Annotated in this window: 19 protein-coding genes; 16 read left to right on the top strand and 3 right to left on the bottom strand. The window is 40.1% G+C overall.

The features are described 5' to 3' along the window. Nucleotides 1–34: 34 nt before the first annotated feature. Nucleotides 35–514: a GNAT family N-acetyltransferase gene (locus tag MKZ03_RS10480; RefSeq protein ID WP_341031752.1), complete on the top strand. Its 480-nt coding sequence runs from the start codon at nucleotides 35–37 to the stop codon at nucleotides 512–514. Beyond that, the gene (locus tag MKZ03_RS10475) at nucleotides 511–1,485 is read left to right on the top strand and encodes a bifunctional GNAT family N-acetyltransferase/GrpB family protein (protein ID WP_341031750.1); all 975 of its coding nucleotides are present in this window, start codon (nucleotides 511–513) and stop codon (nucleotides 1,483–1,485) included. The genes MKZ03_RS10480 and MKZ03_RS10475 overlap by 4 nt, the downstream gene beginning before the upstream one ends. Nucleotides 1,486–1,502: 17 nt before the next feature. Here the strand turns inward: MKZ03_RS10475 and MKZ03_RS10470 are convergent, their stop codons facing one another. Then, nucleotides 1,503–2,165, bottom strand: coding sequence for an expansin EXLX1 family cellulose-binding protein (locus MKZ03_RS10470; RefSeq protein ID WP_223249902.1), 663 nt, complete (start codon nucleotides 2,163–2,165; stop codon nucleotides 1,503–1,505). Between the two features lie 257 nt (nucleotides 2,166–2,422). On the opposite strand from MKZ03_RS10470, the gene MKZ03_RS10465 reads away from it, so the two are divergent. From MKZ03_RS10465 to MKZ03_RS10455, 3 genes are all read left to right on the top strand, one after another. Further along, complete coding sequence (locus MKZ03_RS10465; protein ID WP_034661177.1) at nucleotides 2,423–2,749, top strand: iron-sulfur cluster biosynthesis family protein; 327 nt, start codon at nucleotides 2,423–2,425, stop codon at nucleotides 2,747–2,749. A gap of 12 nt (nucleotides 2,750–2,761) precedes the next feature. Further along, on the top strand, nucleotides 2,762–3,001 hold the full coding sequence (locus tag MKZ03_RS10460) for a YqkC family protein (RefSeq protein ID WP_003215790.1): 240 nt from the start codon (nucleotides 2,762–2,764) through the stop codon (nucleotides 2,999–3,001). Nucleotides 3,002–3,306: 305 nt separating this feature from the next. Next, nucleotides 3,307–4,569, top strand: a complete 1,263-nt coding sequence (locus MKZ03_RS10455) for a Rap family tetratricopeptide repeat protein (protein WP_307499865.1) — start codon at nucleotides 3,307–3,309, stop codon at nucleotides 4,567–4,569. Between the two features lie 26 nt (nucleotides 4,570–4,595). Here the strand turns inward: MKZ03_RS10455 and MKZ03_RS10450 are convergent, their stop codons facing one another. Then, a complete protein-coding gene (locus MKZ03_RS10450; protein ID WP_334749653.1) occupies nucleotides 4,596–5,528 on the bottom strand; it encodes an alpha/beta hydrolase in 933 nt (310 codons plus the stop codon). Between the two features lie 124 nt (nucleotides 5,529–5,652). On the opposite strand from MKZ03_RS10450, the gene MKZ03_RS10445 reads away from it, so the two are divergent. Continuing rightward, nucleotides 5,653–5,877 (top strand): YqkE family protein, encoded by a 225-nt coding sequence (locus MKZ03_RS10445; protein WP_034661172.1) that lies wholly within the window; start codon nucleotides 5,653–5,655, stop codon nucleotides 5,875–5,877. A 170-nt stretch (nucleotides 5,878–6,047) separates the two neighbouring features. Beyond that, nucleotides 6,048–6,314 (top strand): LCI fold-containing protein, encoded by a 267-nt coding sequence (locus tag MKZ03_RS10440; RefSeq protein ID WP_341031747.1) that lies wholly within the window; start codon nucleotides 6,048–6,050, stop codon nucleotides 6,312–6,314. A gap of 86 nt (nucleotides 6,315–6,400) precedes the next feature. On the opposite strand, the gene MKZ03_RS10435 is transcribed toward MKZ03_RS10440, so the two are convergent. Next, nucleotides 6,401–7,324 carry an aldo/keto reductase gene (locus tag MKZ03_RS10435; RefSeq protein ID WP_307499861.1) on the bottom strand — a complete coding sequence of 308 codons (924 nt, stop codon included), beginning with the start codon at nucleotides 7,322–7,324 and terminating at the stop codon, nucleotides 6,401–6,403. Nucleotides 7,325–7,491: 167 nt separating this feature from the next. Between MKZ03_RS10435 and MKZ03_RS10430 the strand changes: the two genes are divergently transcribed. The 9 genes from MKZ03_RS10430 (at nucleotide 7,492) to xerD (ending at nucleotide 13,773) form a co-directional block, all read left to right on the top strand. Next, nucleotides 7,492–8,049 carry an NUDIX hydrolase gene (locus MKZ03_RS10430; RefSeq protein WP_060596775.1) on the top strand — a complete coding sequence of 186 codons (558 nt, stop codon included), beginning with the start codon at nucleotides 7,492–7,494 and terminating at the stop codon, nucleotides 8,047–8,049. Then, nucleotides 8,046–9,227, top strand: coding sequence for a TIGR00375 family protein (locus MKZ03_RS10425; RefSeq protein ID WP_341031744.1), 1,182 nt, complete (start codon nucleotides 8,046–8,048; stop codon nucleotides 9,225–9,227). Before MKZ03_RS10430 ends, MKZ03_RS10425 begins: the two co-directional genes overlap by 4 nt. Further along, nucleotides 9,214–9,666, top strand: a complete 453-nt coding sequence (locus MKZ03_RS10420) for a GNAT family N-acetyltransferase (protein WP_034661163.1) — start codon at nucleotides 9,214–9,216, stop codon at nucleotides 9,664–9,666. Before MKZ03_RS10425 ends, MKZ03_RS10420 begins: the two co-directional genes overlap by 14 nt. A 68-nt stretch (nucleotides 9,667–9,734) precedes the next feature. Beyond that, nucleotides 9,735–9,956 carry a hypothetical protein gene (locus MKZ03_RS10415; protein WP_334749644.1) on the top strand — a complete coding sequence of 74 codons (222 nt, stop codon included), beginning with the start codon at nucleotides 9,735–9,737 and terminating at the stop codon, nucleotides 9,954–9,956. Nucleotides 9,957–10,064: 108 nt separating this feature from the next. After that, nucleotides 10,065–11,195, top strand: a complete 1,131-nt coding sequence (locus tag MKZ03_RS10410; RefSeq protein WP_340973237.1) for a S8 family peptidase — start codon at nucleotides 10,065–10,067, stop codon at nucleotides 11,193–11,195. A gap of 116 nt (nucleotides 11,196–11,311) precedes the next feature. Further along, entirely contained in the window at nucleotides 11,312–11,959 is a 648-nt protein-coding gene (spoIIM, locus tag MKZ03_RS10405; RefSeq protein WP_034661156.1) for a stage II sporulation protein M, read from the top strand. A 118-nt stretch (nucleotides 11,960–12,077) separates the two neighbouring features. Further along, nucleotides 12,078–12,530, top strand: a complete 453-nt coding sequence (gene fur / locus MKZ03_RS10400) for a ferric iron uptake transcriptional regulator (RefSeq protein WP_003215577.1) — start codon at nucleotides 12,078–12,080, stop codon at nucleotides 12,528–12,530. A 118-nt stretch (nucleotides 12,531–12,648) separates the two neighbouring features. Beyond that, on the top strand, nucleotides 12,649–12,876 hold the full coding sequence (locus MKZ03_RS10395) for a YqzK family protein (protein WP_003215798.1): 228 nt from the start codon (nucleotides 12,649–12,651) through the stop codon (nucleotides 12,874–12,876). A 6-nt stretch (nucleotides 12,877–12,882) separates the two neighbouring features. After that, nucleotides 12,883–13,773, top strand: coding sequence for a site-specific tyrosine recombinase XerD (gene xerD / locus MKZ03_RS10390; RefSeq protein ID WP_034661153.1), 891 nt, complete (start codon nucleotides 12,883–12,885; stop codon nucleotides 13,771–13,773). Nucleotides 13,774–13,881: the final 108 nt, after the last annotated feature.

The following is a 13,881-nucleotide window of genomic DNA, read 5'->3' as shown; positions in this document are numbered from 1 at the left end:
CGGTAAGCCAAAAATGAAAAGGGGCGAGGTCATCATGATACGTCAAGTGAAGCCGTCAGATTTTTACGCCGTCACATCCGTCATCCAAAGCTGGTGGGGAGGCAGAGATTTGCGCGCAAAATTGCCGAAGCTATTTTTTGAACATTTTCAGCAAACAAGTTTTGTCGTCGTTGAAAAAGGTGAACTTATTGGCTTTTTAGTCGGTTTTTTATCGCAATCTCATTCAGATGAAGCGTATATTCATTTTGTAGGTGTACATCCAGACCATCGGAAATTAAAGATAGGAAAAGTCCTATATCAAGCCTTTTATGATGTGGCAAAACAGGAAGGAAGAACAACCATTAAAGCGGTAACAGCACCTGTAAATAAAGTATCGATTGCCTATCATGCAAAATTGGGCTTTCAAATTGAAAAAGGGGACAAAACTGTAGAAGGAATCTCCGTGTTTTCAGACTATGATGGAATAAATGAAGATCGTGTTTTATTTGTGAAAAAATTAGAGGCAATGCAATGATTGTCAATTTAGATCAAACAATAAGTGATGTAGCAAAGCAGATCTTACATATTCAACTAGCTGCATACCAACAAGAAGCTGAACAAATTGGCTATGCCGATCTCCCGCCATTAAAAGAGACCATTCAAGATGTAATGAAAGCAAAAGAGCAATTTATTGGTTTTGAGCAAAAGGGAATCTTACTAGGTGTTGCATCTTATGAAGAGCAGAAAGATTATTTGATCATTAGTCGATTGGCTGTACATCCAAAAGTGCTAAAGCAGGGTATTGGAACAAGACTTATGTCCACAATTATGGAGAAAAATGTCCCTATAGAACTGACCACAGGGCAAAAAAACACCCCTGCAAAAAGGCTATACGAAAAGTTAGGATTTCTTGAAACAGATGTGATTCATGTTGTAAAAGAGCTCACCTTATCAAAAATGAAATGGAGACCAAGGCGAAAGGTTGAGGTTGTCGAATTCAAAAAAGAGTGGCATGAAGAATTCCATCAAGAAAAGCAGCAACTCAAGCAAATCATTCAAAAGAACTGGATAGAAGGACATCATATTGGTAGTACGTCAGTTGAAGGGCTTGTTGCCAAACCAATTATTGATATCTTAATAGAAGTAAGTCATATAAAAGAGATCGATAGAAAAAGAGAGAGCTTTGAACATCTTGGATATCAAGCGCTAGGTGAAAATGGCATAAAAGGGAGACGTTTTTTTCAAAAGGGTGGCTTGAATCGTACGCATCATGTCCATGTTTATGAGAGAAATCACCCTGATGTGAAAAGGCATTTATTGTTTCGAGATTACTTAAGGGCCCATCCAGAACGAGCTGTAGCGTATGCGTCTGTCAAGGAACAATTAGCAAATCAGTATCCGGAAGATATACAAAGCTATATGGCAGGAAAGAATGAAATCATAAAAGAAATAGAAAATGAGGCATATCACTGGGATAGAGAAGGAAGAGAGGAAGCTCTTAAATAAGCTACCTCTTTTCCTCGTTAATTAGGAAGCTGAACATTGCCTTTTACAATATAGGCCTGTGAAGCAGCAGTAGATGGAAGAGCGGGTAATTTATCCTTTACGATGACCCCGCGGATATCTGTGATTCGAACAGGAAGAGATTTAGACCCCATATTAAATCCAAGGAAATGGTTGTAGTCTGTCTTTTCCATGTTCACCCATTGTCCATCTTTGTAATATTCCATTTTCATAATCGGATATTTATGATTGCGCACTTGAATCGCAGCCCACCACTCACTGCTGCCTTCTTTTATTCTGTAAGCTACATTTCCGCTAATCGGTGCTTTTACAATTTTCCAACTAATTGGGATTTTTCCATCTGCCATATTACCGATTTTGGCAAAGGCATTAGGAGAAAGATCAAGAGCTCCTTTTGCTCCTTCTGGATATTTATCGGTTACATACACAACGGTTTTTCCTTTTGGACCCTTTACTTCAAGGTAAGCACCTGCAAGTGCCGCATTTACCCCTTTATAGTTATAGTCATGAGGATTTAAAGCCGTAATTTTCATGTCAGATGGAATAGGATCTAATAATGCGGAGCCCCCTGAGTAACCAGATCCCGTATAAGTCGCATAGCTTTCTCGTACTTCATCAAGGACAGATGCCGCTTTCATGTTTGGCACAGCGAAACTCAACATAAATATCAGTGCCCCGATGAAGCAGAGAGATAATCTTTTTTTCACGATCTAAAACCTCCTGTTTATTCTTTTAAAATTGGTAGCGTCATAAGTATAATTCTAAAAAACAAGAAGCGAAAAGAGCCAATAGATAGATATAATCCTAGTGAGAAGAGCGTGTATTTCAAAGAATATGACTTTCGGATTTAGTCGTGTGTCATGTTTTATGGTGTTTTATGTGTTACAATGTAAGCATCAATTTAAAAAGGATGTTCGCCATGTATATTCACATCACAGAACTGGCTAAAACATATATAGAAAAACAGCAAATAGGAAACGAAACTAAGGAATTACTGCTTCGCTACGATTCAGAAGGTTGTGGCTGTGCAGTGAGTGGCGTACCAATGCTTTGGTTAACAAGTGAAAGAACAGGTGAATGGGAACAACTGAATAATAGCCAACATTTAAAACTATATATACACATTGCACAGAAGGTATTTTTTGATGAGGAAATGACCATCGATTTTAATGAAAAAGCCAATACATTGATGCTGAAAAGTCCTCAGCAAATACTCAGTCCAAGAATGGGCATACTTGTAAAGTAAGGTGGAAACGTAGTGGATCAGAAGCTTAGAGTGATACAAAACACGGCACAAAATAAAACATGGGTGTCGTTTTTAAATAACAATCATCCCTATACCCTTTTGCACTGGTCAATAGGTGGAATGGATTCGGTGAAAAAGGACGTTTGGCTTCTTCAAGATGAAGTCACATTTGAAACGGAAGAATTTCCAACGCTCGAATTAGCTGTCAATTGGATCAAAGAGAATATGGAACAGGTAACAGATGTATTATAAAAGCCCTTTTTTGACAAAAGGGTTTTTTTCGTGCCTTCATCATCTCATCAAACAGCAGGGATGTCTAATCTGAAAAATGATCTTTTAAAACGCAAAAAAACCGTTTTATAACAACCAATTCGACAAAATGTGAAAAATAGAAATGAAAAAACCGTGGTTATAAATGCCGAAAAATAGGCAATGAAAGCGTTTATTGCGGGATACCGAAAACTTTGCGAAAAATGACATTTCATATTTCTTCCATTCGAGGGAATGTGATAGAATACAACATGTATCGTATATGAGAAGGGAGGTGCTAAAGTGAATTGAAGCTCAAGCTGTCATCGCCTCAGGTTGGAATCAAAATAAACGAATGGTATAGGCAGATTTGCGGATTTCATGTCATGAAAGCAGAGAAGCTGAAGGCCGAGATCGAGCAGGAAATTCTGGAGATGGAACAGGATCAAAACTTGTTGCTGTTTTACCAGCTGATGGATTTTCGCCATAAGGTGATGCTTGAATATTTTGAACCGGCAAAGAAAGCCTCAAATGATGAAGAAATTAAGAACCTGCTAGAAACGATCGAACATTCGCAAACGAAATTAACGGACATGCTTGAATACTATGTTCATTTTTTCACAGGAATGTTTGAGTTTGAACAGCAAAACTATTTAAGTGCCATTGCTTATTACCGTTCAGCAGAAAAAAAGCTCAATCTTATATCAGATGATATAGAAAGAGCAGAATTTTACTTTAAATTAGCTGAAATATACTACCACATGAAACAAACCCACTTTTCGATGCACTATGCCTTGCAAGCGTTAGATACGTACTCTGCCTACAGAACGTACACGCTGAGAATCATCCACTGTGAATTTGTCATCGGTGCAAACTATGATGATTTGAAATGCTATGAACATGCATTACCCTACTTTAAAAATGCTCTAAATCGAGCACGCTCAATTGGAAACCCTCGAGTCATAGGTTCGGCCCTTTTCAACTTAGGTAACTGTTATTACCAAATGAACGATCTTGCGGAAGCAAGCCGTTATCTGAAAGACTCTCTTGAAGTGTTTGAAAAGGAGAATTTAACCCATCTTAATCGCTCTCTAGACCCACTATTTATGCTGACCCAAATCCTGTTTAAACAAAAACAAATAGAAGAGTCGTTAACCCTCTATCAACAAGGTATTATGAAAGCCTGTGAATTAGAAGATGAAATTTACATCTGCAAATTTCAGTTCTTAAAAGCATTATACGTTGATGCAGAAATAACGATCATAGACGATACATTAGACCTGCTCGAGGACAAGCGCTTATACCCAGATATTGAGGAATTGGCACTTGATGCGGCTCATTATTACAATGAGCTTGGACTGTATGAAGCATCTACACGGTTTTACGAAAGGAAGATTCAAGCCATATCAAAAATTCAAAATGGGGGTCATTTATATGAAAACGAGTTTGATAGTTCTTTTATTGGCAGCAACTGCAGGATTATCGGTCATGAGTCAGCAGCAATCGGAAGAGAGCCATATGGAGCTGGCGGGCAGACATCATACAACAGTGGTGACTATCGCATAAGTTAGCTCAAAAAGAGGAGACGAACCGCTGTTCATTCTCCTCTTTTATCTTCATTCGATTCAAATTGTTGAAGAAATCCTTGAACTTCTTGTTCATAAGCTGCCTTATTTTCGCTAAAAGACATCGCATGTGCCCCGTGCGGCGCTATAAATAGCTGTTTATCACCTTTTTTTCGAGCATATAGCTGCTGACTCTGCTCGCATGGAATATAGTCATCATGAAGACTATGGATAAAAAGCACAGGTTCTTTCACCTGATCGATCACATCCAGCGGTGAAACTTGCCGAATGCTGTATCCATCCCGCCATTTTAACACTCGATCACTTAGTGGAAGAATCCATTGCCCTGAAAGACGAAAATCTGTTTTTAATCGATAGAGAAGCTGATCCTCAAAAGAAGCAAAAGGACAGTCAGCTATGTAAAAATTGGCGCTTGCTTCCGGCTTTGCAGCATATAACAAAGTCGTGACTGCACCCATTGATTCTCCATGTATGCCGATAATGGCATTTTCCCCGAGTCTTTGTCTGAGCCACTTCGCGACCTGCGCTAAATCTTCTTTTTCGTAGTATCCATAACTCGTGGTTTTCCCGCCGCTCATTCCATGTCTTCTATGATCATAAAGCATCACATTCCATCCGAGCTTTTGGAATAATTTCATATACTTAACGGAATTAATCAAACTGACTGTGACGCCATGACAAAGTACGATGGTGCGTGTTGTATGTGGATGTGGGTGCGGCACAAAATAGCCATGAAGATCATAACCAAATGCTGAAGGAATACACACTTTCTCTTTTTTAAGCTGTTGAAACTCTTCGTGATGATAGTGTCCTTCATCTGATTCTCTTTTGATGAGCTCTTCATCTGTTAATTTTCGAATATACATCATTTTATTGGTGAAAAAAATGCCGATTGCAGCGAGCGGACATAATATCAAGGCAAGTATAGCGATCCATTTCTTCATCCAGCTGATTCTTCCTTTCCGAAGTTTTTCCTATGACGATCATACCACATGTTGGGAGATTGGCGTGACTCTTGCTCAGCAAATAAAACGGATGATACACTTAGGACAAAAGGAGAGAGGCACGATGAAAAAGACCAATCAAGAACAAGCGAAATTAAAGGACGGTATAAACGAGGATCTCAAACAGCAGCTTCTTCAAATGAAGCAGAACCTTGCCGCCCAGACAGAAAAAAGAGAAGAACAAAAACGACAAGACCTCCTTAGGCAGCAGAAAGAAAAAGAAAAAAATAAAAGCTTCTCCGAGCTGCTAGATGAAAGTCATTTGGACTGGAGAAAATATAAAAGCTAAAAAAAAGGAGCTCTGATGCTCCTTTTTTTCATGTCATCATTGAGATTGATCAACACGAAATGAACTTGTTCAAAACATAGGTGATTTGAGAGCAGACTCTTCTGACTCCTTCGAATTTCACTTCATTTCAGCTTCGTGAAAATATGATTTAAAACTAAATCCCAAGAACAATGACTGGAGTTGCTTTATCTTTAGGATTGCTTTTACCTGTTTTTGGACAAGCTCTTGCTACAAATGATTCAAAGGAAGCGGATTTTCGTACGTCGGTGACTACAATTGTTGATTGTTCTGTAACTCCTTTTAAAGGTGGAGGTAATCGATTATGTATGCATTCAGATAATGGCGTATTTGCAAATAATTTTCAACGTTTTGGTACTACATTTCACCTTAAAGGCAAAGCCGGAAATTATGCGTATTATGAAAGTGCAAATAGATAAGAGTACAGGGGCTTTTAGCCCCTTCTCATTTTTAATAGAGAAAAACACGATAAAAAAGAGATCACATAAAGCGATCTCTTTTTATGTTATTTAAACCGGTGCGCCTCATACACAGATGGTTTTGTATAGTAAGTCAATGCTTTTACTTCTTGGTCACTTAAAGAACGTGCATTTGCCGCTGCTACATTTTCTTTTAATTGTTCCACCGAGCTTGCGCCAAATACAACGGAACTGACCGCAGAATGCTTAAGCAAATATTGAATGGACAGCTCTGTGAATGATAGGTCATAAGCGACTTTCTTTAAAGAAGGAATGACCTGCTGGAGCTCGTCAAATGAATATTGAAGATAGCCGTTTTTTTGAATCGCTGCACTTGCTTGCGAAAGTGGTTTTTCAGTTAAAAGCCCTTTTGCTAAAGGTCCTCTTGCGACGACACTAATGCCTTGTTCTTCAAGAAGAGAGAACCATTCCTCTGGACGGCGGTCGAGTAAACTATATTGCATCATCACACTGACGATGTTGGATTTTTTGGCGTATTCTTTAATGACGTTTGGACGGATAGAAGAGATGCCATAATAGCGAATAACGCCTTCTTCCACTAATTCTTCAAAAGCCTCAATCGTCTCATCGATAGGATCATCTATCGTGCCTCCGTGCAGTTGGTATAAATCAATATAATCTGTTTGCAGCCGCTTGAGGCTTTGTTTCACGGCCTTTTTTATGTACGCCTTTGAAGGGTCCCAGTCCCAGTCAGATTTGCCTTTTTCAAAGCGGTTGCCGCCTTTTGTGGCCAAAATCAAATCTTGCCGCCTGTTTTTAATAGCCTCCCCGACAATTTCTTCATTTGTCCCAAAATCATATAAATCGGCTGTATCCAAATAATTAATTCCAAGGTCTATAGCCTCATCTAATAAAGAGAGCGCTTTTCCTTTTTCCGTTCCAAGGGACATACATCCTAGTGCTGCCTCGCTCACCAAAAGATCCGAGGTACCAATTCGTCTTTTTTTCAATTCCATCACACTCCTATCCCTTCACATTAAGTGAAAAAAATCTGGAATTCAAGCTAGGTGATTTCAAGTGGCGCATTGAAGCAAGCGTTCGCATTTCGCTTCTCCTAAATCATCTATGTTAAAATGAATGAAGTAAAAAGTGAAAGTAGAACGAGGAGCTGACAAAATTGAAGGACTTTGAAGAAAAAACATTATCGACTAAAGAATTATATAACGGAAAAATCATTGATTTGGTTCTTGAAGATGTAGAATTGCCAAACGGAAAACAAGGCAAACGCGAAATCATCAAACATCCTGGTGCAGTAGCCGTCATTGCTCGTACAGACGAAAATAAAATCATCTTGGTCAAGCAATACCGTAAAGCACTAGAGAGAGCCATCGTTGAAATTCCGGCTGGAAAATTAGAGCCAGGAGAAGAGCCGGCACATACAGCACTGCGAGAATTAGAAGAAGAAACAGGGTACACCACTCAGCAGCTCCAAAAGCTGACGGCCTTTTATACATCACCTGGTTTCGCAGATGAAATCGTCCACATTTATCTTGCAGATCAGCTGGTTCCGCTTGAAGAAAAAAGAGAGCTGGATGAAGATGAATTTGTTGAAGTAATGGAAGTTTCATTAGAAGAAGCCTTGCACCTCATTGAAAAGCAGCACATTTATGATGCAAAAACAGCCTATGCCATTCAGTACTTACAATTGCAAGAGGTACTTAAGTCAACAAAATGAGGGAGTTTTTTGCAGACATCCATATTCATATTGGCAGAACAAGAACAGGCAGAGCTGTTAAAATTACAGGTGCAAGGTCACTGACAATTGACCAAATTCTCATTGAAGCAACGCAAAGTAAAGGGATGGGGATGATTGGTGTGATTGATGCACAATCTCCAGAAGTCCTAGAAGAATTAATAGAGGGTGTAGAGGAAGGCAAGTATACTGAACTAAATGATGGCGGTCTATCATTTGGACAGACCGTGCTGCTTTTAGGCAGTGAATTAGAAATTAACGATAACCATTCAAAAGGTCCAATTCACGTGCTTGCATTTATGCCCACACTGCGCAAAATGTCTGAGTTCTCCGCATGGCTCGCGCTTCATATGAAAAATGTGCATTTGAGTTCACAGCGCCTCTATGTTGATGGGAAAACACTTCAGCGCAAGGTCAAGGAGCTAGGAGGCTTGTTTATTCCTGCTCATATTTTCACGCCGCATAAAAGCTTATTTGGCAAAGGAGTCAACACGTCTTTAACGGAAGTATTCGACCCAGACCTCATTGATGCTGTTGAACTAGGACTTAGCTGCGATACGTCAATGGCGTCCCAGATAAGTGAGCTGAACCGTTATCCCTTTTTAACGAATTCAGACGCTCATTCTTTAGGAAAAATTGCGCGAGAATATACAAAAATCCGAATGGATCATGCCTCTTTTGCCGAATTCAAACTAGCCCTTGAAGGGAAAGAGGGAAGAGCCATTACAGGAAATTATGGACTCGCTCCTCGGCTTGGGAAGTACTATCATACAACCTGCGAGAAGTGCGGAGTAAGACCTAGCGCGCTAGATCAAGAAAAGTGCCACGCATGCGGACATACCCGGATGACAAAAGGGGTGAGTGAGCGTTTAAAGGAGCTTGCTGACCAAGAAAGTGACAAAGGAACAAGACCTCCTTATGTTCATCAGCTCCCGCTTCAATTTATTCCGGGTGTCGGAGCCAAAACGCTGGAGAAGCTAAAAGCCGTGTTTCACACAGAGATGAATATCCTTCATCAAGCAACAGAACAAGAACTAAAAGCTGTCCTGCCAGAAAAAACAGCCAATTACATCATCAAAGCAAGAAAAGGTGAAGTCGAACTGATCGCTGGCGGGGGCGGAGTGTACGGTAAGGTGGATATCAATCATGAATCAAGTTAACTGGACATGTCAAACGTTTGACCAATTAACAAAAGAGGATCTTTACCTAATTTTAATGGAAAGAGTCAATGTGTTTGTTGTCGAACAAACATGCCCTTACCCTGAAATTGATCACCGGGATCAAGAAGCGCTTCATCTGTCTGCAAAAGAGGACGGCACGATTGTGGCTTATTGCCGAATTTTTCAAAGCGGAATCATGTACGAAGAGGCGTCCATTGGCCGCGTTCTTGTGACGCAGGCAGGCCGAAAAAAAGGCTATGGAAAAATGCTGCTCAGCAAGGCTTTGGAAAAGCTGAGTGAATTAGGTGAAACAAGTGTCAAAATTCAGGCGCAGGCCTACTTGAAGTCGTTTTACGAATCATTTGGTTTTAAGGCCGTTTCAGATTGTTATGATGAAGATGGAATTCCGCATCTTGATATGGTGAAAACAGAAAGATAGGCGTGTATACGTCTATCTTTTTTATGTCACATCGTGTATCATAACGTCAACGAAAGGGGTTTTGCCAAATGGGAAAAAGCAATGCAAAGAAAAAACGAGAACATATTCAAAGGCAGCACAGCCGAAACCGGGAACTGTCGAGAGGAAACATGCCGCACTTTAGCACACATGAAAGAAAGACAAAAACAAAACAAGAAGCCTTGCAGCACATGATGAAAAAACATAAAAGAAGGAATGCTTATGACCACTATCAAGAGGATCATAAGCATTTTTATTTTGCTTTTTTGTGACAACTAGTTCAAATAAATGGAAAATTTTAAAAAATAGGACAAACGGTCGTTTCTTTTTGTCTGAAAATGTAGTTAAATGACAAAAAGATGAAAGGGAGAGTGAGTATTGTGAACGTCAAGTCAATTGGAGCAGGGCTTTGTATGGCAAGTATGATGCTGGCATCGGTCACGTTCGGCGCCTCACATATTTCTGCAAAGGAGCAAGCAAAAAAAGAGTACATGATCGGCTTTTCTTCTTCCGTTCAAGATCATACACAAAAACAGCTTGTCGAAGAAGCTGGTGGGCATGTAAAAGAATCCATAGAGCAAATAGATATGATGAAAGTTTCCTTGAATGAGGCATCGAAAGAGAAACTGAATCAGAGAAAAGAAGTGACCTTCATTGAGGAGGACCAAAAGGCAAAAACAAGCGGTCAAACGATCCCATATGGCATCAAAAGCATCAAAGCACAAAAGGTACATAAACGGGGATACGCCGGACAGAATGTCAAAGTAGCCGTTCTTGACAGCGGCATCGATGGCAAACATGAAGATTTACATGTCACCGGCGGAGTCAGCTTTGTTCCAACAAAGTCAGATCCGCTTGTTGACCCGCATGAACACGGAACGCATGTGGCAGGCACAATTGCAGCGTTAGATAATAAGGTAGGTGTCGTTGGTGTTGCACCAAAGGCTTCTATCTATGCGGTCAAGGTGGCAGATGAAAATGGTGACGGCTACTATAGCTGGATCATTAAAGGAATTGAATGGGCCATTGAGAATGACATGGATGTCATCAATATTAGTATGGGAGGAGCAAGTGAATCTGAAGCGCTGAAAGAAGCGGTAGATCGAGCATACGACAAAGGGATTCTCATTGTGGCTTCTGCTGGGAATGCAGGAAGTTATGGCTCTCTCAACACGGTTGACTATCCAGCTAAGTACGCCTCAGTGATGGCGGTTGCCTCTGTTGACGAAAGAAAACAAAGAGCCTTTGATTCATCTGTCGGCGAAGAAGTGGAAGTCTCAGCACCGGGCGTTTCAACGCTCAGCACCATTCCTCATAATGAATATGGCTATAAGAGTGGAACATCCATGGCATCACCGCATGTAGCGGGCGCTGCGGCTGTCATTCTATCAAAACATCCGAATTTGACAAACGATGAAGTGCGCGAGAGACTTTCAAAAACGGCTGCAAAGCTTGGAGATCCTTTTTATTATGGTGCCGGGCTTGTGAACGTACAAAAAGCCGCCCGATAAATGATAAGAGAGAGCAGTGTTTGGGCTGCTTTCTCTTTTTTCTTTCAATAAAACTGTCATGTTTCGTAATCTCTCTCATAGAATCTAGTAACCTTTACTATTTGGGAGGAAGACGCATGCGGAAAAAGTCTTGGAAGGAACATCTTCTACAGCACGTAAAAGACCATCTATCGATTTATTTGTTTGTCTCTGTACTCTTTTTAATGGGCGTGATCTTTGGGGCCATCATCGTTAATAGTATGACAATTAGTCAGAAAGAGGATTTATTCTATTATTTAAATCAATTTTTTGGTCAGCTGACGAATGAGAAAGCAGCAGAATCAAAAGAAATGTTTTTGCAAAGCTTTTTGCATCATATGAAATATTTAGGTCTTATGTGGATACTAGGAATATCTATCATTGGCCTGCCGCTCATCTTTCTCATGATTTTTTTAAAAGGAATTGTCGTTGGGTTTACAGTTGGTTTTCTAGTAAATCAAATGGGGCTGAGTGGTTTTTTCCTTTCGTTCGTATCGGTTCTTCCGCAAAACATATTGCTTATTCCAGCCTATTTAGTGATTGGTACATGTGCGATTGCGTTTTCCATCCGTCTCATTGGGCAGCTGTTCATGAAAAAAACCATCAGTCAAGCACCTGTTCAGTGGTTCGCCCGGTATGCATCTGTTTTGCTGATGATTTTAGCGCTTGCTGCACTTTCGTCCTTTTTTGAATCTTACGTATCTTTCATGCTCATGAAAAAGCTGGCAGGTGTTCTTTTTTCATAATTTTATAATCGTTATTAAATAATAATCAATTTATTTATCAATTTAAAATGATTATAGTTGGCTCTCAGCACATCATTTGATATAATGATCAAGTAATGTGGCGTAGGAGGGAAAGTCAATGGAAAATCGGATTGATCGAATTAAGAAACAGCTTCATTCTTCCAGCTATAAGCTCACGCCACAGCGTGAAGCAACAGTAAGAGTACTGCTTGAGAATGAAGAAGACCATTTAAGTGCAGAAGATGTATACCTCCTCGTAAAAGAGAAGTCTCCTGAAATTGGTCTTGCTACTGTTTATCGAACGTTAGAATTGCTAACTGAACTGAAAGTTGTTGATAAAATTAACTTTGGAGACGGCGTTTCGCGATATGATCTTCGCAAAGAAGGAGCCGCTCACTTCCATCATCATCTTGTCTGCATGGAATGCGGGACAGTCGATGAGATAGAAGATGATTTATTAGAAGACGTTGAAGAGATTATTGAACGTGACTGGAAATTTAAAATTAAGGATCATAGATTGACATTCCATGGTATTTGCCACCGGTGTCATGATGATGAATCCGGCAAATAATCCGAATTGGAACCTTTTCATTTAAGATGAAGAGGTTTTTTGCATTTTCGCTGTATATTCCTTGTCCCACCTGGCATATGCTGAAGTAATGAGAAGCTTGAGAAAGGACATGAAAATCATGCGAAAATGGCTCAAAACAACAGGTGAAGTGATGAAAGTATTCATCTTGTTCACTGGTTTTACCGTCTTGTTCTATTATGCTATGATATGGATAAATTCAGAATATGAAAGCTACCATCGTTATGATAAACCAGAGGGTGCAGCAATTAAAGTGATGGAAATGGATCAGCCGAATCAAGACAACTGGCAAGACCGATTGATTTATTTTTATCAAAACGGGGAGTAGAAATCATTGAACGATCAATTATCCGACTTTATTCATTTTATGACAGTAGAGAGAGGACTCTCTGAAAATACCATTGTTTCTTATAAACGAGATTTACAGAACTACTTGTCTTTTTTAATGACACATGAGCAGCTGACGGATATCAAAGATGTCACGCGCCTGCATATCATTCATTATTTAAAGCAGCTAAAGGAGGAAGGGAAATCGAGCAAAACGTCAGTGCGGCATCTATCCTCGATCCGTTCCTTCCACCAATTTTTGCTCCGGGAAAAAGTGACAACAGATGATCCGTCATGGAACATTGAAACGCAAAAAACAGAGCGGAAATTACCGAAAGTACTATCACTAGGGGAAGTCGAAAAGCTGCTTGATACACCCAATCAGCACACTCCCTTTGACTACCGTGACAAAGCGATGCTCGAGCTCTTATATGCAACAGGCATTCGCGTCAGTGAAATGCTGGACCTGACCCTTGCTGATGTTCACCTCACAATGGGCTTTATCCGTTGTTTTGGAAAAGGAAGAAAAGAGCGGATTGTGCCAATTGGTGAAGCTGCTGCAAGTGCGATTGAAGAATATATCGAAAAGGGAAGAAGCAAGCTGTTAAAAAAACAGCCGGCAGATGCCTTATTTCTCAATCATCACGGAAAAAAAATGTCGCGGCAAGGCTTCTGGAAGAATTTAAAAAAACGAGCCATCGAAGCAGGGATTCAAAAAGAACTCACACCCCATACACTCAGGCATTCATTTGCAACACATCTGCTTGAAAACGGTGCAGACCTAAGAGCCGTGCAGGAGATGCTCGGACATGCCGATATCTCAACAACACAAATTTATACACATGTGACGAAAACAAGACTGAAAGATGTGTATCACAAATTCCATCCAAGGGCATAAGTAAAGCATGACACAGTGAACGTGTGTCATGCTTTTTCATGTTTGCACCGTTTATGGTTGTCAACCGGCTTGTAAACGGTTTATACTTGAGATGTCAGACCTCTCTTT

The sequence above is a fragment of the Bacillus sp. FSL R5-0431 genome, from assembly GCF_038002985.1.
GTDB lineage: Bacteria > Bacillota > Bacilli > Bacillales > Bacillaceae > Bacillus.
This window is presented reverse-complemented; position numbering and strand designations above follow the sequence as displayed.

Excerpts from the sequence above, each read along its gene's own strand:
- MKZ03_RS10480 (WP_341031752.1), top strand. The coding sequence starts at position 35 with ATGATACGTCAAGTGAAGCCGTCAGATTTTTACGCCGTCACATCCGTC.
- MKZ03_RS10475 (WP_341031750.1), top strand. The coding sequence starts at position 511 with ATGATTGTCAATTTAGATCAAACAATAAGTGATGTAGCAAAGCAGATC.
- MKZ03_RS10470 (WP_223249902.1), bottom strand. The coding sequence starts at position 2,165 with ATGTTGAGTTTCGCTGTGCCAAACATGAAAGCGGCATCTGTCCTTGAT.
- MKZ03_RS10465 (WP_034661177.1), top strand. The coding sequence starts at position 2,423 with ATGTATATTCACATCACAGAACTGGCTAAAACATATATAGAAAAACAG.
- MKZ03_RS10450 (WP_334749653.1), bottom strand. The coding sequence starts at position 5,528 with ATGAAGAAATGGATCGCTATACTTGCCTTGATATTATGTCCGCTCGCT.
- MKZ03_RS10445 (WP_034661172.1), top strand. The coding sequence starts at position 5,653 with ATGAAAAAGACCAATCAAGAACAAGCGAAATTAAAGGACGGTATAAAC.
- MKZ03_RS10440 (WP_341031747.1), top strand. The coding sequence starts at position 6,048 with ATGACTGGAGTTGCTTTATCTTTAGGATTGCTTTTACCTGTTTTTGGA.
- MKZ03_RS10425 (WP_341031744.1), top strand. The coding sequence starts at position 8,046 with ATGAGGGAGTTTTTTGCAGACATCCATATTCATATTGGCAGAACAAGA.
- MKZ03_RS10420 (WP_034661163.1), top strand. The coding sequence starts at position 9,214 with ATGAATCAAGTTAACTGGACATGTCAAACGTTTGACCAATTAACAAAA.
- MKZ03_RS10415 (WP_334749644.1), top strand. The coding sequence starts at position 9,735 with ATGGGAAAAAGCAATGCAAAGAAAAAACGAGAACATATTCAAAGGCAG.
- spoIIM (WP_034661156.1), top strand. The coding sequence starts at position 11,312 with ATGCGGAAAAAGTCTTGGAAGGAACATCTTCTACAGCACGTAAAAGAC.
- fur (WP_003215577.1), top strand. The coding sequence starts at position 12,078 with ATGGAAAATCGGATTGATCGAATTAAGAAACAGCTTCATTCTTCCAGC.
- MKZ03_RS10395 (WP_003215798.1), top strand. The coding sequence starts at position 12,649 with ATGCGAAAATGGCTCAAAACAACAGGTGAAGTGATGAAAGTATTCATC.